This window comes from Nitratidesulfovibrio sp. HK-II (genome assembly GCF_003402415.2).
GTDB lineage: Bacteria > Desulfobacterota > Desulfovibrionia > Desulfovibrionales > Desulfovibrionaceae > Cupidesulfovibrio.
The window spans coordinates 2,702,538-2,726,478 of record NZ_AP036014.1 but is presented as its reverse complement, the minus strand read 5'-3'; the positions used below and the strand labels follow the sequence as shown (position 1 = coordinate 2,726,478).

Below are 23,941 nucleotides of genomic sequence, written 5' to 3'. Positions count from 1 at the left end.
TTTGATGGCATAGTTGCGCCGTTATGTATCGTGCCATGGCCGAGGCGCGTTGCGCAAGGGGGGTAGCGCCGCAAGGAGACCACCGTGACCAGGCCACCGGGGGCGGGGCTTTGCGTCCGATGGCAATTGGCGTATGGGAAAGGCGTCAGTGGATGATCCCGTGTCCGATATCCTTTTGGGGGTGGTTGTGCCGCAGGCAATGGGGCTGGGAATGCAGGGCGGTTGCGGCCGCGATGCGCAGGATTTGGCCGAGGAGGCGGTGGCGCGGCGGTTCCGGCTTTCGGGCGCGACGCACCCGCTGTTGTCGTTGCTGCGGCGCAGGGCCGTGGATTCGCTGGCACAGGCGCTGCGCGACGGCGCTTCCTGCGAGCCTCCCGCCCCGCGCATGCCGTTGCCGCCGGAAGTGACGCACGAGGCCAATGCGGGGCTGGTGCCCGGCGACATCGACGGACTGGCCGAACGAGCCCGCCTGCCCGCGCTGCCGCAGGTGTTCCTGGAACTGCAGCACGCCATGGAGCGCGAGGAACCCTCGTACGAGGAACTGGCGGCCATCATCTCCAAGGACCCCCGGCTGGCCGCCTCGCTGCTGCGGCTGGTGAACGGCCCGTTGTTCGCCTTTCGCGCCCCCGTGGAAACTGTGACCCGCGCGGTGGCGGCGGCGGGCACCCGCCGGGTGACCTCGCTGGCCCTCGGCACCTTCGTGCTGGGGCTGTTTCGTGAGCGGCCGCCCCATGTGGTCAACCTGCACGATTTCTGGCTGCATTCTGTGGCCACGGCGCTCATGGCCCAAGCGCTGGCCGCGCGGCTGGGGCGCGACGACCCGGAGCGCTACTTCGTGGCCGGACTGCTCCATGACATGGGCTGGCTGGCCATCTGCGCCGTTTGGCCCGCCGGGGCGGAACGGGTGCTGGACCGCTGCCGCGACCTCGGGCAGACGCTGACCGAGGCGGAGCGGGCGGAACTGGGCATGACCCATGGCGAACTGGGGGCTGCCATGCTGCGGCGCTGGAACCTGCCTGCCGTGCTGCTGGGCGCGGTATGCCATCATCATGCCCCGTCAGAGTCCCCGGCCAGCGACGAGGCGCTTCTGGTGCACCTGGCCGACGAGGCGGTGAAAGGCTTCGGCTTCGGCGGAACCGGCGACGACTGCGTGCAGCCGCTGGACCTCGACGCGGTGGCCGCGTGCAATATTTCGGCGCACGACCTGGACGCCGCCTGCGACGCCCTGCTGGAAGGGGTGGACGAGATGTACGCGGTGCTCGGGGCGGGGGCGCGGGGGTAGGGGGCTTCTGTCCGCATGCCCTTGAAGCCTGCGGCGGGTCGGCGCTGCATTTCATGCCGGGGTGGGGTGTTCGTGGGGACGCTCCGCCCCGTTTTTTTGCCTTCGCAGTGACTGACGATGCGGGTTCAGGCGCGCAGCGCGCGGGCCGCATCGCCCAGAGCCGTTGCTTGGCGGGTGTGATCCGGGGCGGGGCGCACCTGCATGCGCAGGTAGCCAGGCGGCATGCCGGGAATGTTGTCGCAGGCCCGCGTCAGCACCCGGTGACGCAGCAACTCCGCGCGGAGCGCACCGGCCGTGACGCCGCGCGCCAGAAGGTCGGGATGGATGCGGCAGGTGAGAAAACTGGGGCCTTCGAGCATCGCGTGCGGATCGAACAGTCCCGTGGCCCTGGCGGTCCGCAGCAGCGCGGCGCGGTCCGCGCGCAGGAGAGGCAGGCGCTTTCGGTAGGCGGGCAAGGCGTCGATGAAGCGCTGTCCCATGATTTCGGCGTGCGGACCGACCATCCACGGTGGGCGGGCCGCGTGCAGCGCGCGCAGCAGGGGGGCCGGCCCGGCAAGGTAGCCAAGGCGTATCCCCGTGCAGTGGAAGAACTTGGTGAAGCTGTGCAGCCCCAGCACCACGGTTGCGGCCGACGCTGCGCTAGCCGGGCATTCCCGCGTCAGAGCTGTCCAGTAATGTCCGGCGTGCGGTGGTGTTTCCCACAGGAAATCGCGGTAGGTCAGGTCCGCCAGCACCGTGCCGTAGCCCTGCCGTGCCAGCGCGCCCACCAGTGCTGGCAGGTCCGGCGCGGAAAGGGCGCACGGGTTGCCGGGCGAACAGAGCACGGCGAGTTCCCGCCCGCCCTCGCCCGGTGCGGGGGCCGATCCGGGGGGGGGCGCATCCAGCGCCCGGGCCGGGTCGCCGTGCAGCACTCTCCATGGAATGGCGTGGGTCTCGCAGGCGCGGACGTATTCGGAAAAGGTGGGGCCGAGCAGCGTAACGCGCGTGGGGCGCAGCACGCGCAACGCCAGCCAGATGAGTTCGGACGAACCGTTGCCCACGAGCAATTGCCCCGGCGAAACACCCTCGTGCGCCGCAAGCCGTTGGCGCAGGGCCGTGGAGTCCGGATCGGGGTAGTGCTCGAAGGGATGGGGTTGCGCCTCCACCAACGCCCGTGTCAGGTCCACGGCATGGGCGAACCCGTTGCTGCCGCAGTCCAGGATGTCTTCCGGCGCGACGCCGAGTTCCCGTGCCACGCGGTACACCTCGCCGCCGTGCGCGCTCTGGTCGGGTAACGCGACAGATGGCGGCGCGGCGTGTCCTTTCCGGTCAGTCATCGGCAAGTCCGCGTTGGCGCAGCAGCCTGCGGTAGAGCGTTCCGAAGCGGTCCACCCGCGCGGCCGACGAGAATTCCGGGGCCATGGCCCTGCTGGCCCCGGCCCATGTCGCCCGGCGCGCCGGATCGGCCATGGCCGAGCGCAGGGCGTCGGCCAGCGCGTCCACGCTGTCGGCGGGGACGAGCAGCCCGTTGCCGTTGACCAGTTCCGGCACGCCGCCCACGTTCGACGCCACCACGGGCAGGCCCGCGCAGATGGCCTCCAGCAGGGTGTTGGGCATGGATTCCGAGAGCGAGGGCAGCACGAACAGATCCATCAGGCGCAAGTGGTCGGCCACCAGGTGGGTGGGCGGCACCATGCGCACACGGTCGGCTATGCCCAGTTCCGTGCACTGCGCGGCCCATCGTTCCGGAGTGACGCCCACCACCAGCAGCGTCGCATCCGTGAGGGAGGTGTCGCCGGAGGTCCTGTCCATGGTTCGGGCCGCGGCAAAGGCCCGCAGCAGCGGGGCCACCCCCTTGACCTGCTTGTCGCCAGCCACGGTTCCGATCACCGGGCCGCTTGCGGGCAGATTCAGCGCTGCGCGCAGTTCACCCGGCGCGGTGCGGCACTCCATGCGCGCCGCGGGGATGCCGTTGCGGATGACGTCCACCCGGCCAGCGCCCACGCCCATGCCGCGCAACACACTGGCGCAGGCCTCGGAATTGGCCACGAAGGCGTCGATGCCGGGCGACCAGTAGGGCAGGGGGTTGCCGGGACGGAACACAACGCCGCGATAGCCGACGCATACGACCTTGCGGCCGCGCAAGCGCCATTTCAGGCCGAGCCAGGCGAGGCGCTTCACCGCCTTGTTGTGGAAGGCCTGCACCACGCACGGACCGTTTTCCGGAAAGGCGGCGGCAAGCGCCGCATCCCAACGGGACGTGCGGTCCGGCAGGTCGGCCCAGCGGATGCCCGGCGAAAGATTGCGCAGCGTGGCCCCCGCCGGGGTGAAGAAGGTGACCCGGTGTCCGCGTTCGACCAGCCCTTCGGCAAGGTACAGGGCCTGGCGGGAACCGCCGCTTTTGGTGGAGGAGGAGGTGAGCAGGATGATGTGCATGGCGTGGTGGCGTGTTGGCCTGCCCTTGGCTGGAGTGGCCGGTGTGGGCCGGGCTTGCGGTTCTGGGACGGTGGCGTGTGCGCGCCGGGTGCCTGCGAGACAGACGGGGAAGCGTGATGCGCTACGCCCGGTGTGCCGCATGGGCGGCAATCTGCCCGGCGAGCCAGCCTTCCAGTTCGCGGGCCTTGGCGTCAAGGGCGCAGCGTGTGCGGCATGCCTCGCGGGCGGCCAGCCTGGCTGCCAGAAGGTCGTCGTCGGACAGCGTCAGCGCGGCGCGCAGAACATCCGTGAAGGCGTCGGGGCCCGAATCGTAGGGCAGCAACCAGCGTTCCAGCTCCGGCGTGAACACCTCGCGCACGCCGCCCACGTCGCGGGCCACTGGCAGCAGGCCTTGCGCCAGCGCCTCCAGCAGCGTGTTGGGCAGCCCTTCGCTGCGTGACGCCAGCAGAAAGATGTCCGCCTGGGCCAGCAGGCCGGGCACATCGGTGGAAAAGCCGTGCCACAGCGTCCGATCGGCCAGGCCCAGCGATGCGGCCAATCCGCGCAGGCGGACTTCCTCGGAACCCGTGCCCACCATGTGCAGTTCGAAGGGCGCATTGATGGCGGCCAGCGCCCGCAGCAGTGTTTCGTGGTTCTTGTCCGGGTTCAGCTGCTGCGTGGCGATGAGCCTACGGGGCGCATGCGCGGCAAGGGGAGCCGTCGAGGGCGTCTTGCCGTTCAGCACCACGTGCACGTCGGCGGGGTTTACGTAGGGCAGGCTGTGCACGAAGCCGTCCGCGATGTAGCGGCAGGGGCACAGGAAAACCGGCCGCACCCACGCATGCAGCAGGCGCGTCTTGAGCCGCGCGGGGATGTCGTTGGGCAGCCCGATGCGCTGGACCACGGGAATGCCCAGCAGTCGCGCCGCCACCCCGGCCGTGGCGAGGTCCTTGCCGATGTTCAGGATGACGATGTCGGTGCGCTGCTGGCGGAAGGCGCGCAGGAAATGTGCCACGGCTGCGGGGTTGAGGTCGCACCCGAAATTCACCGGCGCGCCGTGCCCCACGCGGCGCCGGGCCTCCGCCACGAATTCCGGCTGGCGGCCGTATACGCGCACGTCATGGCCGAAGGCGGCCAGCCGTTCGGCGAAGTCGAGGGTCCACGTCTTCACCCCGCCCCATTTGCGGGTGGCGTTGACGAAGGCGATGCGCATCAGGTGAGACCGCCGGGAGCGGGAGCCGGGCGCGCCGCATTGTCAAGGGCGTTGACCGTGGCCCCGATCATGACGCCAAGGTGGCCCATGGATACGGCCATCCACCACGTGCGCAGGAAGTCGTGGGCCGACAGGGCCTCGACCAGGTAGCAGACCCACCCCGCCACGAAGAACGCGCCAAGGGTCCACATCTCTCCGTTGGCGTCGCCGGTTCTGGCGGGCAGGTGGCGCAGGTGGTGTCTGCCCGCCCAGAACAGCATGCCGTACAGGAATAGCAGCGCGATGCCGAGCCCCACGAACCCGGTGTCCACGGCGAACTGGATGTACATGGAATGCGGGTGCTGGATGTTGGTGGAGTTGACCACCGGATGCAGATCCAATGCCTTGAAGGCCGGGCCGAACATGCCCATGCCCCAGCCGGTCAGGGGCCGGGCCTGAATGACCTGCCAAGCCATGTCCCACAGTTCGATGCGTCCGTCGCGCATGGCCTGCTCCACGCTGATGCGGTGCGGGCCGAAATGCAGGACAAGGGCAAGCAGGACGGCGGGCGAGGCCAGCCAGTACCAGCGAGGTCGAAACAGCAGTACCCACAGCACCACCAAGGCCGCCGCGAAGCCCAGGTAGCCGCTGCGCGCCTGGGCGAAGACCAGCAGGTACAGGCCCGGGGCCAGCAGAGCCGCCGTGATGGCGGCGCGCTTCCATGCGGCCAGGGCCGGAAATGACCGGCGCAGCACCCACCACACACCCACGGCGGGGACCAGGGTGAGCGCGATGTAGTTGCCCACGCGGTAGGTGGACAACGATCCGGTGAGCCGCCCGGCCATGATGGCGGTGCGGTTGATGAGGTCATACCCCGTGGCGTGCTGGTACACGCCGTCCAGCCCCTCGTAGCAACATACGATGGCGAAGGCCCAGACCAGCCTCCGCAGGTCGCGCGCATCGCGCGCGCACTCCATGGCGATGAAGGGCAGGGCGAAACCCTTCCAGACGTTGGGCAGCACGTAGACGAAACTCTGGCGCGGGTCCAGCGAGATGGCCGTCTTCACGCAGATGAGCCCGTAGAAGACCATGAACAGCCACTTGAGCGGAAAGCGCCGCAGGGTGGACTGCTTGTAGCCCCAGTAATGGTAGGGCAGCAGGGCTGTCAGGCAGAGGATGGGCCCGGTCTCACGAAAGGCCTGCCCCAACGGAAACGTGGCGATGGACAGCCAGAACAGCCAGAACAGCGCGGTACGCGCCCATTTCGCCCGCTGCGGGTCGGAAGCGCGGCGAAAGGTTGCCGGGGCGGAGAAGATGCTGTCGCGAAGGGATGCCATGAATGCTCACTGGCCTGAAGTATGCCCCCAGGGAGGGGGAGAGTACGGTGGACTGTCGTTATGTATCAGCGAAGGTTGCCCGCCAGCAACTCCGTATAGAAGGAATGCAGGCGTTCGGCGTAGCGCGGCATGGTCAACGGCTCCGCGATGCGCCGGGCGGCCTCGGAAAGCCGGGCACGCAACGCATCGTCGCGCAGGATGGCCAACAGCTTGGCAGCGATGTCGGACGGGTCGGTTTCGCACACCAGCGAAGCGTCGGCGGCCACCTCCAGTGAGGGAACATGGCGAGAGACCACGCAGGGCATGCCGCAATACAGGGCTTCCATCTGGGCGATGGGAAAGCCTTCGAAATCCGAGGGCATGGCAAACACGTCGGCCGCTCTGAAAAAGGCCGCCACGTCGGAACGAAAGCCCGTGAGCACCACATGTCCGCCCAGGTTCAGGTCGTCCCTCAAGGCCTCCAGGCGGCTCCGCTCCACCCCTTCGCCCACCAGCACCAGCGAGGCGGGCATTCCCTGATCGTGCATAATGCGCACGGCCCGGATGAGCAGATCCAGGTTCTTCTGCCGCACGTACCGGCCCACCGAGAGGATGACGGGGCCGGAAATGCCGTAGGCCGCCCGCAGGTCCATGGGCGGCAGATCGCACCGCTTCGGGTCTATGGCGTTGTGGAACACCCGCACCGGCCGCCGGGCCACGTTGTGGTCTGCGGCGAGCACTTCGGCCACTGCGTGCGATACCGTGATGTAGGCGGCGGTGGCGTAGGAGAGCAGCTTGTCGGAAAGCCTGCGGTGCAGCCGCTTTTCACGCTTGACGTTATGCAGGTGGGTGACCACGGGAATGCCGAGCCCCAGGGCCGCGATGCGGCCGTGGTGATTGGCGCTGATGTGCATGGTGTGGATGATGTCGGGCGCGAATTCGCGCAGCATGGCCCGCAGGCGCAGCGTGGTATCCAGCCGGTGCGAGGCGATGGCGCGGATGCCCGAACCCACGCACCGCACGTCCAGCCCGTCCTTTACGTAGCGCGCATGCATCTCGCCCGTACCGGACAGGTTGTAGATGCGGGCGTCGACAAGGCCGTTGTTGCGGTATTCCCCGGCAAGGTCATGCAGCCACGTTTCCACGCCGCCAAAGGGCAGCCCGCCGACGAGGTAGGCGATCTTCATCTGATGGTTCCGGCTGATGGTTCCGGGCAGGTGCGCGCAAGCCCGGCCGTCGCGCGGCCACGGCGGCGAGGCCGGGGCGCGAATGCTGAACGGTCCTACCCGCAGCCCGCCGCGTGGTCAAGGGTTGCTGACCTGGAGAGCGGGTGCGCCGGGGCGCGTCCGCCCACGTATGGCCACGTATGGCCGTATTCGCCTGTATCCTGCCGCATCCGGCTGCATTCGGCACACTCCGTCCGCATGGGGGCGGGCCCGCACTCCATCGGTTGATAAAGCTTAAGGTTGCGGGTACAAGGTACAACATGTCCGCCCGGCGCATACTATTCCTCGCTCCGGCCACCGCCGTGACCCGAATCTTCCCCAAGCTGCGCGATGCGGGGTTCGAGGTCGGCATCGCCGAGAACCTCAAGGGTGCCTCCGCCTTCATCCGCAAGTCCGGCCCGGCCGTCATCTTTTCACGGCCCAGCCTGCCCGGATACAAGGTGGACGACCTGCTTGCCGTGGGCGCGGACGACCCCGCCTTTCCCCCCGTCATCGTGTTCACTGAAAAGGGATCGCCCGAAGAAGCCGAGCGCTGCCTGTCGCTGGGCGCGCGCGACTACTGGCTGGAACCCCTGCTGTTCGAGAAGGTGGTTGCCGCGCTGCCCGCGCCGCGCCGCGCCCCCGCCCCGGCGGCCCCCTCGTCCACTCTGGGCGGCCGCACGCCGGAGCCGCGCCCCGGCGTGCCGCGCATCGTGGGCGACCACCCCGCCGTGCGGCGCGTGCTGGCCCTGGCCCGGCAGGTGGCCCCCTCTCGCGCCACGGTGCTCATTTCCGGCGAATCGGGCACCGGCAAGGAGATGTTCGCGCGGTTCCTGCACGGCTGGAGCGACCGGGCCGACGGCCCCTTCGTGGCCGTGAACTGCGCGGCCCTGCCGGAGCACCTGCTGGAAAGCGAGCTGTTCGGCCACGAGAAGGGCTCCTTCACCGGGGCCATCGCCCGCAAGCTGGGCAAGTTCGAACTGGCCAGCGGCGGCACCATCCTGCTGGACGAAATTTCCGAGATGGACCTTGGCCTGCAGGCCAAGCTGCTGCGCGTGCTGCAGGAAGGCGAGATCGACCGCGTGGGCGGCACGGAGACGGTGAAGGTGGACGTGCGCGTGCTGGCCACCACCAACCGCGACCTGGACGACTGGGCGAAGCAGGGCAAGTTCCGGCAGGACCTGTTCTTCCGCCTCAACGTCATTCCCCTGCGCCTGCCCGCCCTGCGCGAGCGCGGCGGCGACGTGCTGGTGCTGGCCCGCCACTTCGCGGCCACCTACGTGCGCGAGTACGGCCTTGCCCCCGCCGAGTTCGCGCCAGAGGCCGAGGAATGGCTGCAACGCTACGACTGGCCCGGCAACGTGCGCGAGTTGCAGAACCTTATGGAACGCGCCGTGCTGCTGGCCGGGGGGCGGCCCATCACCACCCGTCATTTCCTGCTCGACCCGGACACCTGGCCGCTGTTCGACGAGGGCGATTTGCCCTTCGGTTCAAACGGTGCCGACGGCGTCGGCGCGGCGGGCGATGGCGGGGACGCCGCCTTCGCCGGGGCCGAGGGCCCGGACGCTGGCGCGGGGTTTGTGGGCGGGGCCACGCCCGGCAGCGGTCACGAAGGCGGCGGCTCCTTCCCCGGTGGGGTCATTCCGTTGCACGAGATGGAACGCATCATGATCCTGAAGGGGCTGGAGGTCACCTCCGGCAACCGCACCCAGGCGGCGGAGCTGCTGGGCATCTCGGTGCGTACCCTGCGCAACAAGCTCAACGAATACCGCGGAATGGGCATAGAAGTTGCCTGACGCCCCTTGCGGGCCGCGGTGATGTGCACTACACCGGACAAACCGCCCGGAACCCCCAGCGGGTTCGCGGGCGGTCGCGGCATGTGGCGTCCGTTTCGGAAACCGCCCGTGCCCGCTTTTCCCGATATTTCGCGGGTCACGGCTTCCCCAGCGGGGGGGCGTCCCGCAATCTCGCGGCCTACATGTCCCAAGGTCCTTCGGTCCGCCGGACGAACAGCATACGGGCGGCGCGGGCGCGCACGCCATACCGGCAACGCCGAACTCACGAGGGGTATCATGTCCTTGAACCTGACGCAGAAGATCATCGCGGCGCATCTGGTCAGCGGCGAGCTTGCTCCCGGGGCCGAGATCGGCCTGCGCATCGACCAGACCCTTACCCAGGACGCCACCGGCACCATGGCCTACCTGCAATTCGAGGCCATGGGCGTTGACCGGGTGCGCACCGACCTTTCGGTGAGCTACGTGGACCACAACACCCTGCAGATGGGCTTCCGCAACCCGGACGACCACCGCTTTCTGCGCACCGTGGCGGCGAAGCACGGCGTCATCTTCTCGCCCCCCGGCACCGGCATCTGTCACCAGCTGCACCTGGAGAATTTCGCGCTGCCCGGCGCCACGCTGGTGGGGTCGGACAGCCACACCCCCACGGCGGGCGGCATCGGCAGCCTGGCCATGGGCGCGGGCGGCCTGTCCGTGGCGCTGGCCATGGCGGGCGAGCCGTACTTCATCTCCATGCCCCGTGTGGTCAAGGTACGCCTGGAAGGCCGCCTGACCGGCTGGGCCTCCGCCAAGGACGTCATCCTGCACCTGCTGGGCCTGCTCACGGTCAAGGGCGGGGTGGGCAAGGTGTTCGAGTTCGCCGGGCCGGGCGTGGCCACCCTGAGCGTGCCCGAGCGCGCGGTGATCACCAACATGGGCGCGGAACTGGGGGCCACGGCTTCCATCTTCCCCAGCGACGAGCGCACCCGCGCCTTCCTGGCCTCCATGGACCGCGAGGCCGACTGGAAGGAACTCTGCGCGGACGCCGACGCCGCCTACGACGACGAGATCGTCATCGACCTTTCCGCGCTGGCGCCGCTGGTGGCCCAGCCGCACATGCCCGACCGGGTGGTGCCCGTGGCCGAACTGGCGGGCCTTGCGGTGGACCAGGTGGCCATCGGTTCGTGCACCAACTCGTCCTACGCGGACATGCGCATGGTGGCCGAGGTGCTGCGCGGCAAGCTGGTGCACGCGGGCACCGACACCATGGTTTCGCCCGGTTCCAAGCAGGTGCTGAAGATGCTGGCCGCCGAGGGCCTGGTGGAGCCGCTGCTGGACGCGGGCGTACGCATTCTTGAATGCTCGTGCGGGCCGTGCATCGGCATGGGCGGCTCGCCCGTGTCGGGCGGGGTCAGCGTGCGCACCTTCAACCGCAACTTCGAGGGCCGCAGCGGCACCAAGGACGCCAAGGTGTATCTGGTTTCGCCGCTTACCGCCGCCATGGCCGCGCTGCACGGGCGGTTCACCGACCCGGCCACCTGGGGCACGCCCCCGGCCCAGCCGGAACTGCCGGCCAAGGCCCCCTCCATCCGGCACCTGTTCGCCTTCCCCCCGCAGGACGGCAGCGGCGTGGAAGTGCTGCGCGGCCCCAACATCGTGGCCCTGGAGCAGTTCACCGCCATGGACGACACGGTGAAGGCGCAGGTGGTCATCAAGCTGGGCGACGACATCACCACCGACCACATCATGCCCGCCGGGGCGGAAATCACCTCGCTGCGCTCCAACGTGCCCGCCATCGCGCAGCACGTGTTCGGCCGGGTGGACGCGGACTTCGTGGCCCGCGCCAAGGCGGCGGGCGTGGGCGTCATCGTGGCCGGGGACAACTACGGGCAGGGCTCCAGCCGCGAGCACGCGGCCTTGGCCCCCCGCCACCTGGGCATCCGCGCGGTCATCGTGCGGTCGCTGGCGCGTATCCACCGCGCCAACCTGGTCAACTTCGGCATCCTGCCGCTGATCCTGTGCGACCGGGGTGATTACGACAGGTTGGCCGTGGGCGGCGCGGTGACCATCCCCGCCGCGGCCATCACCGCCGGGGGCGAGGTGGACGTGCAGGTGGAGGGCGTGGGCGCCATCCGCGTCCGGAACGATTTGACGCAGAAGGAATTGGATATTATCCGGGCAGGCGGATTGCTGAATCACGTCCGCCTTTCCAGAAAACAGTAGGGTGTCCTTGCCGGGACTTGGCAAGAAGCCTCCGGCACCCCCGGCCCCCCGACGCCAAAGGCGGCTCCGCCGCCGCGCGCACCGGGGGGCATTGGCGCACACCTCAATGGAGTTTGCTCAATGCTTGAATTGATCCGTGCCCACGCGCAGTCGTGGGGCGTGAAGATTGCCTTCGGCGTCATCATCCTCGTGTTCGTCTTCTGGGGCGTGGGCTCCATGAACAACAGTTCGTCGGGGGCCCTCGCCACGGTGAACAAGAAGCCCATCACGCTGCAGGAATTCGGGCGCGAGTACGAGCGCCAGGTGGAGGCCCTGCGTGGCCGCTACCCCGGCATCACCGCCGAGGACATGAAGCAGATGGGCCTCAAGCGCCAGGTGCTGCAGGCCATGATCACCGAACGCCTGCTGTCCGACGAGGCCGCGCGCATCGGGCTTTCGGTGTCTCCGGCCGAACTGCGCCGCTCCATCGAGTCCATCTCGGCCTTCCGCAACGGCGACGGCAAGTTCGACGCCGAAACGTACCGCGCGGTGCTCAAGGGCCAGCAGACCACGCCCGGCCGCTTCGAGGACGGCATCCGCCGCGACATGCTGTTGCAGAAGCTGCGCGACCGGGTGACCTCGTCCGCCTCGGTCACCGACGATGAGGCCCGCGCCCTGTTCGACTACGGCCGCGAGCGCCGCTCCATCGAATACGTGCTGTTCCCCCTCGAAGATTACGTGCTCAAGGTGACCCCCACCGACGAGCAGATTGCCGAACGCTACAACGAAAACCTGGATGCCTGGCGCAACCCGCAGCGCATCAGCCTGGACGCGGTCACCCTGACCCCGGCCAGCCTGGCCGCCTCCGTGGATATTCCCGAATCGGCCGTGGCCGCCTTCTACGCGGACAACGCCGACACCTATTTCGTGACGCCCGAGCGCGTGCGCGCCCGGCACATCCTGTTCATGGCCCAGGAAGGCGTGAGCAAGGAGCAGGACGACGCCGCCCGCGCCAAGGCCGTGGACGTCATCGCCCAGTTGAAGAAGGGAAAGGATTTCGCCTCGCTGGCCAAACTGTCCGACGACAAGGGCAGCGGCGCGCAGGGCGGTGAGCTTGGCTGGTTCACCCGCGGGCAGATGGTGCCCCCCTTCGAGGAAGCCGTGTTCGCCCTGAAGCCGGGCGAGATCAGCGAGCCCGTGCGCACCGCCTTTGGCTGGCACGTCATCAAGCTGGAGGCGCGCGAGGCGCAACGCACCCGTACCCTGGACGAGGTGCGCGGCGAGATCCGCCAGCGCCTGGGTGAGGAAAAGGCCGCCGAGAAGATGCACGAGGCCCTGGATACCGCCCTGGAAATGGCGGGAGCGGGCAAGTCCATCGAGGACATCGCCAAGGCGCTGAAGCTGGAGCGCAAGCCCACCGGCCTGTTCTCGCGCGCCGACGCGGCCGCCGTGGCAGGCTTGAAGGGGCAGTCCATCAGCACCGTGTTCTCCACCCCGGCGGGCACGGTCATCGACACCCCGCTGGAAATCGAGGGCGGTTACATGATCGCCGCCGTGCAGGAGTCGCAGCCGGAAAGCGTGACCCCGCTGGAAAAGGTGAAGGAAGAAGTGGCCGCTCTGGTGCGCCGCGTGGAGGGCGCCAAACTGGCCGCCAAGACCGCGCAGGAAGCCGGGGCCAAGCTGGCCGAAGGCGTGCCCGCCGACCTCGCCGCCAGGGTGAAGACCGCCGAGCCGTTCGGCCGTAACGGCGTCATCGCGCCCTTCGGCCAGAGCCGTGCCCTGGTGGATGCGGCTTTCGCCGCCGCCCCCGGCGTGTGGCAGGCCGCGCCGGTGGATACCTCGGCGGGTGCGGTGCTGTTCCGGGTGAAGGACGTGCAGCGTCCCACCGACGCCGAATGGACCGCCGCCGCCGAAACGGTGCGCGCCACCGTGCTGTCCGCCAAGCGCGAGGAACTTTTCCGCGTGTTCGTGGGCGAACTGTCTTCGGCGGCCAAGATCGAGCTGCGCAACACCAAGATCATCGAAGACTAGCCGTCGTACCTCATTGAAAAGATGCAAGGCCGCCCCTCCCCCGTGGAAGGGCGGCCTTTTCGTTTTGAAGCAGCGGCAGGGACCTGGCGCGGTCAGGGCCTCTTGCGGACGTTTCATGGCTGCGACCGTCAGACGGCCAGGCTGCTGGCTGCGCGGCAGGGGCACGCTGACCGCGCGGGAGGGTAAGCGCTTGACAGCACGGGCGGGGCAGGGCAAGGGAGGCGTCACCCGCAACGGGAGCCCGACGGCGCGCCGCATGGCTGGCCGCGTCGGCACCGGCTCCCCAACCAGCAGGAACCCGTCGTGCGCACCGCAGACTCCTACCGCAAGGTCTTTCCGGTCACCTGGGAACAGCTTCACCGCGACGCCAAGGCACTGTCGTGGCGGCTGCTGGAGAAAGGGCCCTGGACCGGCATCATCGCCATCACCCGCGGCGGCCTCGTGCCCGCCGCCATCATCGCCCGTGAGCTTGGTGTGCACCTTATCGACACGGTGTGCATCACCAGCTACAAGTGGCAGGATCAGGCCAGCCGCCTGGAACTGCTGAAGGGCGTGGAGGGCGACGGCGACGGCTGGCTGATGGTGGACGACCTTGTGGACACCGGGCGCACGGCCAAGGCGGTGCGCGAAATGCTGCCCAAGGCCCACTTCGCCACCGTGTACGCCAAGCCCGAAGGGCGCCCCCTGGTGGACACGTACATAACGGAAGTCAGCCAGGATACGTGGATTCTTTTTCCGTGGGACTCGGAGGTGCAGTACGTGCAGCCCCTTGTCAACCAGCGGGAAGCGGGCTAGAAATCTCTTTTCCCGCATTGGCGCGCAGGCGGTTTTTCCGTCCGTGCAGATCCAGGCCGTAACGCCCCCAGAAGGCGGGCGGGCAGCCCGTCCGTAGCCGTATACCGTTCCATCCACCCAGCCCCGAGGAGGCTCCCGATGCGCAAATCCGTATCCGCGATGTTGCTGGTTGCCGCCATGCTGCTCATGGCCGCCCTGACCGGCTGCGGCGAAGACAAGAAGCCTGCCGAGGCCCCCAAGGCCGAGCAGAAGCCCGCCGCCGCCGCTCCCGCCCCTGCCGCCCCCGCAAAGGAAATGCAGGTCGGTTTCGTCTACGTTTCGCCCGTGGGCGACGTGGGCTGGTCGTGGGCTCATGACCAGGCCCGCAAGGCCATCGAGGACATGGACGGCGTGACCACCTCGTTCGTGGAATCGGTGCCCGAAGGGGCCGACGCCGAGCGCGTCATCCAGAACATGGCGCGCAAGGGCTACGACATCATCTTCACCACCAGCTTCGGGTACATGGATCCCACGCTGAAGGTGGCGGAACAGTTCCCGGGCATCACCTTCATGCACTGCTCGGGCTACAAGACCGCGCCCAACATGAGCAACTACTTCGGGCGCATGTACCAGGCCCGCTACCTGACCGGCATGGTGGCCGGCGCCATGACCAAGTCGAACATCCTCGGCTACGTGGCGGCCTTCCCCATTCCCGAGGTGATTCGCGGCATCAACGCCTACACCCTGGGCGTGCGCGCGGTGAACCCCAAGGCCGAAGTGCGCGTGGTGTGGACCAAGACCTGGTACGACCCCGCCACCGAGAAGGAAGCCGCCAAGAGCCTGCTGGACGTGGGCGCCGACGTCATCGCCCAGCACCAGGATTCCCCCGGCCCGCAGGAGGCCGCCCAGGAGCGCGGCGTGTACTCCGTGGGCTACAACTCGGACATGAGCCATTTCGCCCCCAAGTCGCTGCTGACGTCCGCCGTGTGGAACTGGACCCCGTTCTACAAGAACGTGGTGGAAAAGGTCCGCAAGGGTGAATGGAAGTCCGGCGCTTTCTGGCCCGGCATGGAAACCGGCATCGTGGGCATTGCCCCCTACGGCGAAATGGTGCCGCAGGACGTGCGTTCCAAGGTGGACGCGCGCAAGACCGAGATCGTGGCGGGCACCTACAAGGTGTTCTCCGGTCCCGTGAAGGACCAGAACGGCGCCGTGCGCGTGCCCGAAGGCCAGGTGCTTTCCGATCAGGACATGCTGGGCATGACCTGGTTCGTGGAAGGCGTGGTCGGTTCCACCCAGTAGTCGGCGCGTACCCGGAGCCCCCTGTCCATGTTCCTTCCCAGAGTCGTGAAACGGCAGGAGCCCCTTCAGTGGGGCTCCTTTTTCATTTTCGCCGCGGCCCTCGTCGTTTCGCTGGGGGTCAGCTGTGCGTTGCTCGCCGTGCACGGCAAGCCGCCGCTGAAGGCGCTGGCGGTCCTGTGGTCGGGCGGCTTCGGCGGACCCTTCGCGCTCGAGGACTCGCTGCTCAAATCCATCCCCATCTTTCTCTGTTCGCTGGGGGTGGCCGTGTCGTTCCGCATGCAGGTGTGGAACATCGGGGCCGAAGGACAGTTCGCCCTCGGCGCGGTGGGCGCGACCTGGGCGGTGCTGACCTTTCCGGGCCTGCCCCTATGGGCCATGATGCCGGTGATGTTCCTGTGCGCGGCCGTCGCGGGCGGGCTGTGGGCGGCCGTGCCCGCCGTGCTGCGCCTGCGCTTTGGCATGAACGAGATCATCTCCACGCTGATGTTCAACTACATCGGCATCCTGTTCCTGCAGTTCCTGGTCTACGGCGTGTGGAAGGACCCGACCAGCTTCGGCTTTCCCATGACCGCCATCTTTCCCAAGGCCGCCATCATCGGGCCCATCTCCCCGGCCACCCTGGGCCGGGTGCACTGGGGACTTGCGGTGTGCGCGGGCGTGGCCGTACTGCTGGCCGTGTTCCTGAAGCGCACCCGCCTCGGCTTCGAACTGCTGGCCGGGGGCGAAAACCCCCGCGCCGCGCGCTACGCCCGCATGCCCTACAACCTGCTGGTGCTGCTGGTCATGTCACTGTGCGGCGCGTTGGCGGGCCTTGCCGGGTGCATCGAAACCTCGGCCACGGTGAACCGCCTGCAACCCAGCATCATGGTGGGCTACGGCTACACCGCCATCGTGGTGGCCTGGCTGTCGCGCCTGCGCATCACCTCCATCGCGCTTTTCGCCTTTCTGCTGGCGGGGCTGCGCGTGGGCGTGGAGCATTTGCAGCTTGATCTTCAGGTGCCCGCCGCCTTCGGGGGCATTCTGGAAGGCATGATCCTGCTCTCGGTGCTGGCCGGGCAGTTCTTCGACCGTTACCGCTTCACGCTGAAGGGGAGGAGCTAGCATGGACATGGATACCGCGCTGCTGCTTTCCATCCTGGCCGCCACGGTGCAGTCGGGCACGCCCATCCTGTACGCCACCCTGGGCGAGATGTTCACCGAACGCTCCGGCGTGCTGAACCTGGGCGTGGAAGGCATGATGATCGTGGGCGCGTTCACCGCCTTTCTGGCCACCCACCTTACCGGCAACCCGTGGGCGGGCGTGCTGGCCGCCGGGCTGTGCGGGGGCGGGCTGTCCCTGCTGCACGGGATTGTCTGCCTGATCTTTCAGGGCAACCAGGTGGTGTCGGGCCTTGCGCTGACCATCCTGGGCCTGGGCCTGGCGGACTTTCTGGGCACGCCGTACGTGGGCATCACCACCACCGGCTTCCAGGCCTTCGCCGTGCCGGTGCTGGCCGACATTCCCGTGCTGGGGACCATCTTTTTTCGGCATGACGCGCTGGTCTACCTTTCGTACCTGTTGCCGCCCCTGTTCTGGCTGTTCATGGCCCGCACCCGTCCGGGGCTGGCCCTGCGCGCCGCGGGCGAACACCCGGCCGCCGCTTCCGCCGCCGGTCTTTCGCCGGTGCGCATCCGCTGGTGCGGCATCTTCACGGGCGGCTTTCTGGCCGGCATCGGCGGGGCCTACCTTTCGCTGGCCTACACCCATCTGTGGACCAACAACATGACCTCCGGGCGCGGCTGGATTGCCGTGGCGCTGGTCATCTTCGCCTTCTGGCGGCCGGGCCGAGCCGTGTTCGGCGCGTACCTGTTCGGCGGGGTGATGGCCCTGCAACTGCGCTTGCAGGCCATGGGGGCCAACCTGCCCTCGTCGCTGATGCTCATGCTGCCCTACGCGCTGACCGTGCTGGTGCTGCTGGCCTCGTCGGCGCGCGGCGGCGGACGCGCCGCGCCCGCCGCCTTGGGCGTGAACATCGAGCCCGAGGAATGATGCCATGAGCGATACGCCGCATACCCCCACCGCCGTGGCTCCGGAAACTGCCTGCCGCGCCCGCGAGGCACACGCCCACCTGCCGCCCGTGGTGCGGCTGGAAGGCATCTGCAAGTCTTTCGGCAAGGTGCGCGCCAACCACGACATCACCCTGGACATCCGCCCCGGCTGCATCAAGGCTTTGCTTGGCGAGAACGGCGCGGGCAAGTCCACGCTCATGTCCATCCTGGCGGGCAAGCTGCGCCAGGATTCGGGCTCCATCCTGGTGGACGGCGAGCCCACCCTGTTCGCCTCGCCGCGCGACGCCCTGCGTGCGGGCATCGGCATGGTCTACCAGCACTTCATGCTGGTGGATTCCATGACCGTGTCCGAGAACGTGCTGCTGGGCCAGTCGCCCGATCTTGTATTGCGTCCCGCGCGCATGCGCGACGAGGTGGCCGCCCTGGCCGAGCGCTACGGCCTGGTGGTGGACCCGGCGGCCCGCGTGGGCGGCCTGTCCATGGGCGAGCGGCAGCGGGTGGAAATCCTGAAGCTGCTGTACCGCGACAGCCGCGTGCTGATTCTGGACGAACCCACGGCGGTGCTCACCCCGCGCGAGACCGACCAGTTGTTCGAGGCCATGTGGCGCATGGCCGACCAGGGCAAGGCACTGGTGTTCATCAGCCACAAGCTGCAGGAAGTGCTGACCGTGGCCGACGAGATCGCCATCCTGCGCCGGGGCGAGGTGGTGGACCAGTTCAGCGAGGCCGACGTGCCCAACCAGACCGTGCTGGCCAACCGCATGGTGGGGCGCGACGTGGTGCTGCAGGTGGACGCCAAGCGGCTGACCCCGGTGGACACCGTGCTGTCCGTCGAGCATCTTTCCGGCCCGGGCCTTTCCGACGTGTCGCTTACCGTGCGGCGCGGCGAGATCGTGGCCATCGCCGGGGTGGCGGGCAACGGGCAGAAGGAGCTTGTGGAAGCCATATGCGGCCTGGCCCGGCCCGCATCCGGCGAGGTGCGCATCCTTGGCCGCCCGTGGCGCGAATTTTTCGCCGGGCCTCCCGGCAGGCGCGGACTGGCCTACATTCCGGAAGACCGCCAGGGCCTTGCCACCTGCCGCCAGCTGGACCTTGTGGACAATTTCCTGCTGACCACGCGCAACCTGTTCGCCAAGGGCATGTTCCTGGACCGCGCCGAGGCCACCAACGCGGTGAAGCGGGTGGTGTGGGAATACAACGTGCAGCCCGGCGACATCACCGCGTCCGCGCGGGCGCTTTCGGGCGGCAACCTGCAGAAGCTGGTCATCGGGCGCGAGTTCTTCCGCAAGCCGGAAGTCATCGTGGCCGAAAACCCCACCCAGGGGCTGGACATTTCCGCCACGGAAGAAGTGTGGGGCAGGCTGCTGGAGGCGCGCTCCTCCGCCGGGGTGCTGCTGGTCACCGGCGACCTGAACGAGGCGCTGGAACTGGCCGATCGCATCGCCGTGATGTACCGGGGCCGGTTCATCGACGTGTTCGACAAGGACGATACCGCCAAGGTGGAGGCCATCGGCCTGATGATGGCCGGGGTGCGCCCCGGCGAGCCGGAAACGGAAGCGTAGAACGCGCGTGTGAATATTGCGTTGAAACGGCGGGCCACCCCTTGGGATGGCCCGCCGTTTCGTCATGAAAAGAGGACGATGTGCGCCGGGTCCCTAGTTGGCGCAGCCGCACCCCCCGCCACCACCGCTGCCGCAACCGCCCGGCTTGGGGGATGCACCGGCGGCGCAGGCGCAGCCGGACGGGGTAGTGGCGCAGCCGCACCCGGTCGAGGCCCCGGCGCCCGAGTTGCGCGGCGTGCTGGTAAGCGGGCTGCCCGTGCGCAGCTTGGGCGTGGCGGCGGACATCAGCCGCGAACCCTGGCCGCCGCAGGCGGGGCAGGCGCAGGTTTCCGCGTCGCGCGCGCACAGTTCCTCGAACGTGGCGCCGCATCCCTGGCAGGCGAATTCGTACATGGGCATGGCGTGTGACCTTTGCGTGTCGGCCGGTTTCAGGCCGGTCTTGGGGTGTGGTTCCGGTTGTAAGCCGCCGCCGAACGCGCTATTGATAGAATGCGCAAACACTCCCGCGCGTGGCCGTTCCGGTCCCTGTCCATGTCTTGCCTATTGGGCGGTCTGACGGGGCGGGACGAGCCGCGTCGGCGGGGGGATCGGTCTTGCAGCGTCCCCTTGGGCGTCCGGACCTCAATAATCATTTCGCGCCGGGACGCAAGCGTTGCGCCGCAACGGCGCGTACATCCCCATCCCTCAACCCCCGACCGGCAGCGCCGGGCGGCGGCCGCAGGGCCCGCCCCACCCGCCGGCAGCAAAGGAGCATGACATGGCTGTGAAGAAGATTCTGTTCCTGGTGGGAGACTTCGTGGAAGACTATGAAGTCATGGTGCCGTTCCAGATGCTGGTGATGGTGGGGCACGACGTGCACACGGTGTGCCCCGGCAAGAAGGCGGGGCAGCAGGTGCGCACGGCGGTGCACGACTTCGAGGGCGATCAGACCTATTCCGAAAAGCCGGGCCACAACTTCACCCTGAACGCCGACTTCGACGCGGTGAACACGGCGGACTACGACGCGCTGGTGATTCCCGGCGGCCGCGCGCCCGAATACATCCGCCTGAATCCGCGCGTCATCGAGATCGTGCGCGAGATGGCGGCGGCGAAGAAGCCCATCGCCTCGGTGTGCCATGGCCAGCAGGTGCTGGTGACGGCGGGGGTGGTCAAGGGGCTGACCTGCACCGCCTACCCCGCCGTGAAGCCGGACATCGAAGGCGCGGGCGGCACGTGGTGCGAGGTGAATGAGACGTTCACCAATGCCTGCGTGGACGGCAACGTGGTCACCGCGCCCGCGTGGCCCGCGCATCCCGAGTGGATGCGCAAGTTCCTGGGGGTGCTGGGCTCCCGCATTGAGCCCTAGCTGTGTGATGCGCACCGCTGCCCTTCCGCATGCGGCAACGTTGTGGACGAAATCCGCCTTTTGCCGCCGGGCGGCGTTGGCTTGTCGTTTTTGATGCTCACGTACCGAAGTACGCTGCGCTCAAAAACACCAACCCGCCTTGCCCGGCGGACAAAACTCGTAATTACGTACATCGTTTCCGCACCAGCCTCCGCGACGGAAGACCGTCGCGGGGTATAGGGAAGAAAGGCATAAGTGTTCAGGCGTGTATCGTGGAAGATGTTTGTGTAGCGCGACGTCCGGCTCACCCGCCGGACGTCGCTGCGTATAGCGGGTGCCGCCATGGGGAGGCCGGATGAGCAAGGATGCCGGGAAGGGCATGTGGGACGAAGCCGTCGGATTGTTTGCCGACGATGCCGAACTGGCGCGGGCGGGCAGGACGGTGGCGTACGTTGCGCCCGTCAGTGCGGTGGGGGCCGCCCGTCCGGGCGGCACGGTGGACTGCGAAGGGCGGTTGTTCCTGCCGGAGGGGTTCGACGCGGCCAGCGGGGAAGGGCCGTCCGGCGGCGTGCCCGGCGTGCTCTTGCTGCACGAATACACCGGTCTTGGCGGCTACCTGTTCCGCAGCGCCGCGCGGCTGGTGCGGGCCGGGTACGCCGTGCTGTGCGCCGACCTGTACGGCACCGCGTTGCGGCCGACCGATTTCGAGCAGGCCCGCGCCTGCCTGCGCCCGCTGCGCGATGATCGGGCGCTGCTGCTCTTGCGCGCGCGGGCCGGGCTGGATGCGTTGGCGGGGGTGGACGGCGTGGATGCAGGGCGCCTGCTGGCCATGGGTTTTTCCCTGGGCGGCGGTGCCGTGCTGGAACTGGTCCGTTCCGGTGCGCCCCTGCGCGGCGCGGCCAGCATGTATGGCTACCTTTCCTCGTCGCAACAGGCAGCGCCCGGCGCGGCGCATTGCCCGCTGGTGGTGCATCTGGCCGGGCATGATCACGTCGTTCCCCTGCGCGAGGTGGAACCCTTCGTGCGCGAGATGGCCGACGCGGGCGTGGACTGCCGGGTGGTGCTGCACGCGGGCGCGGGCCACGGCTTCTGCAACGCGGCGTACGGAACCGACTTCGACGTCGCGGGGTCATGGTACTGCCCGCGCACCGAGGCAAGCGCGTGGGACGACGTGCTGCGCTTTTTCGGGGAGTGTCTGATGAATGGGTGAAGTCCCAGCCGGGCGGGCTAGAACTGCGGCGCGGGCCGTTCGCGGCCGTCGGGGAACAGGCCGGGCTGCGGGGGCGTGGCCTTGCGGCGCGCACCCAGCACGTTGGGCAGGGGGGCGGCCGCGTTGCCGCCGCTCCAGAAGTCGGCCGGGTGGCGGCCCATCCAGACGTCGGTGCGCAGGGGCGTGCGCAGGTACAGCCCGGCCTGCGGGCCGCCCTCCACGTACATCACGTCGCGGATGTCTATGGGCAGCGCCAACAGGATGGTGGCGAAGCGCCACGCCGTGAGCGGTTCGCGGCAGTGCAGGAACAGGATGGCCCCGCTTGTGTCCTGCCCCACGGCGGCCACCGAGTACAGCGGTCCGCCCTGCGGCCACAGGATGCGCCGGTTGGCCCCGATGAGCCGGTAGTTCTGCACCACCGAGCGGTACTGCGGCAGCAGAGCTTCCCACGGGTCGGCGGTGCGGTCCAACAGATCGACTTGGGGCAGGTCGGACGATTGCGGCCCGAACACAAAGAACGCCCCCAGGTTGCCGCCGATGCGCGGGTTGTTCAGGTGCTCGCCGTTGCGCAGGTAGCCGGTGCTGGTGCGCGCGTCGGGCAGGTACATGCTGGCGTTGATCACCGCGTTCAGGTCGTGGCGGCGGCCCCATTCGGCCAGCGAAAGGGCCGGTTCGCCCTCTTCGGACGTGGTGTGCAGGCTGAATTCGTAGTAGGCGGGGTCGATGCGCACCGCCACGATGCGTTCTGGGCCATCGGGCGCGTCGGGCGCGCTGAACACCCCCAGTTGCAGCCCGGTGTCCAGTTCGGTCCAGCCGGGGGCGTCCTCGGCGTGGGCCAGGTCCGCCGGAAACAGCACGCCCCCCCATGCCCACAGCAAGGCCAGCAAGATCACTCCCCCCCGCAGGGCGCGCGTGCAGGCTCCCGGCCGGACGAGGCCAATCGGGGCGAGGCGCGCGGACGCGGTGGAAGGAAGGGCGGTGACGGTCATGGCGGATATGGGGCGGGTATGGCGGTGGGGTGACGGCCAAGTTCACGGCGATGATCCGGCGGGGCAGCGCTGTCGGGCTGGCGCGGCGGGCGGCGGACAGGGGGACGAAGGTACGAGGCCATGGCCTCGCCCGTGCCGGGCGGGTGCGCACCCCCCTGGCGCAGGGAGGCAGTTTAGGGGAAACCCGTGCGTGGCGCAACGGGCAGCGTTGGCCGGTTTTGCTTTCGGGAAAGAACATTTCAATATTGACATATCAAGATAGCTTGATATAGAACGGTCCGCAGGATGCACGGGCGGGGCCGCCACATGCTGGTCGGTTGCTTCCGGTATGGTCCAAGGGGCGCACCAGTCGCGCCGACAGGCCCGGTGGACCGCAGGCCAGCCCGCCGTCATCCAGACCCACACGACAGCACACGCAGCACGCCAGCGCATGGCGGCAAAGGACACGCCGTGAAGATCAGAGACCGCATCGCCGCCAGCACCAGCCCCTTCTATTCGCTGGAGTTCTTTCCCCCCAAGGAGCGGGAGAACTGGCCCGGCTTCTTCGCCACCGTGGAACGGCTGAAGGCCCTGAACCCGCTGTTCGCCTCGGTCACCTATGGGGCGGGCGGCTCCACCCAGGACAACACGCTGGAAATCACCTCGCACCTCAAGAACGTCATGGGGCTTGAGCCCATGGCCCACCTGACCTGCGTGGGCGCCACGCGCGAGCGCATCGCCGACTACCTGCGCCGCCTGCGCGAAGTGAACGTGGACAACGTGCTGGCCCTGCGCGGCGACGCCCCCAAGGGGCAGGACTTCGACTGGGACACGGCGGAATTCCGCTACGCCGCCGACCTGGTGCGCTTTACCCGCAGCGAACAGCCCGACATGGGCGTGGGTGTGGCCGGGTACCCTGCGGCCCATCCCGAGTCGCCCAGCTTCGCCAGCGACCTGCGTCACACGGCCGACAAGGTCAACGCCGGGGCGGACTTCATCGTCACCCAGCTGTTCTTCGACGTGCGCGAGTATTTCGATTTCGTGGAGCGGCTGCGCGGCCTTGGCGTGGACAAGCCGGTGCTGCCGGGCATTCTGCCCATCCAGAGCCTGGAGTCGGTGCGGCGCATCCTTTCGCTGTGCGGGGCCAACATTCCCGGCAACCTGTACCTGGAACTGGAGGCCGCCAACGAAAAGGGCGGGGCAGAGGCCGTGAAGGAGGCGGGCATCGCTTTCGCGCAGCGGCAGATCCGTACCTTGCTGGACGGCGGCGCGCCGGGCATCCATCTGTATACGCTGAACCGCGCCGACACCTGCCTGCGCATCGCCGAAGCGGTGGGCATGAAGTAGTTGCCGGG

At 68.6% G+C, this 23,941-nt stretch carries 19 protein-coding genes; 12 read left to right on the top strand and 7 right to left on the bottom strand.

Annotated elements, in window-relative coordinates; translation table 11 throughout:
- Nucleotides 1–160: 160 nt before the first annotated feature.
- On the top strand, nt 161–1,282 hold the full coding sequence (locus tag RVX_RS11370; RefSeq protein WP_230404577.1) for an HDOD domain-containing protein: 1,122 nt from the start codon (nt 161–163) through the stop codon (nt 1,280–1,282).
- Between the two features lie 125 nt (nt 1,283–1,407).
- Here RVX_RS11370 and RVX_RS11365 read toward each other — a convergent pair whose 3' ends face one another.
- The 5 genes from RVX_RS11365 to RVX_RS11345 form a co-directional block, all read right to left on the bottom strand.
- Nucleotides 1,408–2,598, bottom strand: coding sequence for an aminotransferase class I/II-fold pyridoxal phosphate-dependent enzyme (locus RVX_RS11365; RefSeq protein ID WP_420192309.1), 1,191 nt, complete (start codon nt 2,596–2,598; stop codon nt 1,408–1,410).
- The gene (locus RVX_RS11360) at nt 2,591–3,697 is read right to left on the bottom strand and encodes a glycosyltransferase family 4 protein (protein ID WP_116305948.1); all 1,107 of its coding nucleotides are present in this window, start codon (nt 3,695–3,697) and stop codon (nt 2,591–2,593) included. The genes RVX_RS11365 and RVX_RS11360 overlap by 8 nt, the downstream gene beginning before the upstream one ends.
- A 121-nt stretch (nt 3,698–3,818) precedes the next feature.
- Nucleotides 3,819–4,889, bottom strand: a complete 1,071-nt coding sequence (locus RVX_RS11355) for a glycosyltransferase (protein ID WP_116305947.1) — start codon at nt 4,887–4,889, stop codon at nt 3,819–3,821.
- A complete protein-coding gene (locus tag RVX_RS11350) occupies nt 4,889–6,205 on the bottom strand; it encodes an O-antigen ligase family protein (RefSeq protein ID WP_116305946.1) in 1,317 nt (438 codons plus the stop codon). Before RVX_RS11350 ends, RVX_RS11355 begins: the two co-directional genes overlap by 1 nt.
- Nucleotides 6,206–6,270: 65 nt before the next feature.
- A complete protein-coding gene (locus tag RVX_RS11345) occupies nt 6,271–7,371 on the bottom strand; it encodes a glycosyltransferase (RefSeq protein WP_116305945.1) in 1,101 nt (366 codons plus the stop codon).
- Between the two features lie 299 nt (nt 7,372–7,670).
- Here RVX_RS11345 and RVX_RS11340 point away from each other — a divergent pair, with 299 nt between their 5' ends.
- The 8 genes from RVX_RS11340 (at nt 7,671) to RVX_RS11305 (ending at nt 19,084) form a co-directional block, all read left to right on the top strand.
- Nucleotides 7,671–9,185, top strand: coding sequence for a sigma-54-dependent transcriptional regulator (locus RVX_RS11340; protein ID WP_116305944.1), 1,515 nt, complete (start codon nt 7,671–7,673; stop codon nt 9,183–9,185).
- A gap of 276 nt (nt 9,186–9,461) precedes the next feature.
- Nucleotides 9,462–11,387 carry an aconitate hydratase gene (locus RVX_RS11335; protein WP_116305943.1) on the top strand — a complete coding sequence of 642 codons (1,926 nt, stop codon included), beginning with the start codon at nt 9,462–9,464 and terminating at the stop codon, nt 11,385–11,387.
- A gap of 120 nt (nt 11,388–11,507) precedes the next feature.
- Nucleotides 11,508–13,397: a peptidylprolyl isomerase gene (locus tag RVX_RS11330; protein ID WP_116305942.1), complete on the top strand. Its 1,890-nt coding sequence runs from the start codon at nt 11,508–11,510 to the stop codon at nt 13,395–13,397.
- Nucleotides 13,398–13,700: 303 nt separating this feature from the next.
- Nucleotides 13,701–14,192: a xanthine phosphoribosyltransferase gene (gpt, locus tag RVX_RS11325; protein WP_007527429.1), complete on the top strand. Its 492-nt coding sequence runs from the start codon at nt 13,701–13,703 to the stop codon at nt 14,190–14,192.
- Nucleotides 14,193–14,330: 138 nt separating this feature from the next.
- Nucleotides 14,331–15,473, top strand: a complete 1,143-nt coding sequence (locus tag RVX_RS11320; RefSeq protein WP_116305941.1) for a BMP family ABC transporter substrate-binding protein — start codon at nt 14,331–14,333, stop codon at nt 15,471–15,473.
- 27 nt (nt 15,474–15,500) lie between these two features.
- A complete protein-coding gene (locus RVX_RS11315) occupies nt 15,501–16,574 on the top strand; it encodes an ABC transporter permease (protein WP_116305940.1) in 1,074 nt (357 codons plus the stop codon).
- 7 nt (nt 16,575–16,581) lie between these two features.
- Nucleotides 16,582–17,502: an ABC transporter permease gene (locus RVX_RS11310; RefSeq protein ID WP_007527436.1), complete on the top strand. Its 921-nt coding sequence runs from the start codon at nt 16,582–16,584 to the stop codon at nt 17,500–17,502.
- Between the two features lie 4 nt (nt 17,503–17,506).
- The gene (locus RVX_RS11305) at nt 17,507–19,084 is read left to right on the top strand and encodes an ABC transporter ATP-binding protein (protein WP_230404571.1); all 1,578 of its coding nucleotides are present in this window, start codon (nt 17,507–17,509) and stop codon (nt 19,082–19,084) included.
- 93 nt (nt 19,085–19,177) lie between these two features.
- Here RVX_RS11305 and RVX_RS11300 read toward each other — a convergent pair whose 3' ends face one another.
- Nucleotides 19,178–19,483 (bottom strand): zinc ribbon domain-containing protein, encoded by a 306-nt coding sequence (locus RVX_RS11300; RefSeq protein ID WP_116305939.1) that lies wholly within the window; start codon nt 19,481–19,483, stop codon nt 19,178–19,180.
- Between the two features lie 358 nt (nt 19,484–19,841).
- Here RVX_RS11300 and RVX_RS11295 point away from each other — a divergent pair, with 358 nt between their 5' ends.
- Both RVX_RS11295 and RVX_RS11290 read left to right on the top strand, forming a co-directional pair.
- Nucleotides 19,842–20,429, top strand: coding sequence for a DJ-1/PfpI family protein (locus RVX_RS11295; RefSeq protein WP_116305938.1), 588 nt, complete (start codon nt 19,842–19,844; stop codon nt 20,427–20,429).
- A 334-nt stretch (nt 20,430–20,763) separates the two neighbouring features.
- A complete protein-coding gene (locus RVX_RS11290; RefSeq protein ID WP_230404570.1) occupies nt 20,764–21,618 on the top strand; it encodes a dienelactone hydrolase family protein in 855 nt (284 codons plus the stop codon).
- A 17-nt stretch (nt 21,619–21,635) separates the two neighbouring features.
- Here RVX_RS11290 and RVX_RS11285 read toward each other — a convergent pair whose 3' ends face one another.
- Nucleotides 21,636–22,511 (bottom strand): phosphodiester glycosidase family protein, encoded by an 876-nt coding sequence (locus RVX_RS11285; protein WP_230404569.1) that lies wholly within the window; start codon nt 22,509–22,511, stop codon nt 21,636–21,638.
- A gap of 546 nt (nt 22,512–23,057) precedes the next feature.
- Here RVX_RS11285 and metF point away from each other — a divergent pair.
- Complete coding sequence (gene metF, locus RVX_RS11280) at nt 23,058–23,933, top strand: methylenetetrahydrofolate reductase [NAD(P)H] (RefSeq protein ID WP_116305936.1); 876 nt, start codon at nt 23,058–23,060, stop codon at nt 23,931–23,933.
- Nucleotides 23,934–23,941 lie beyond the last annotated feature (8 nt).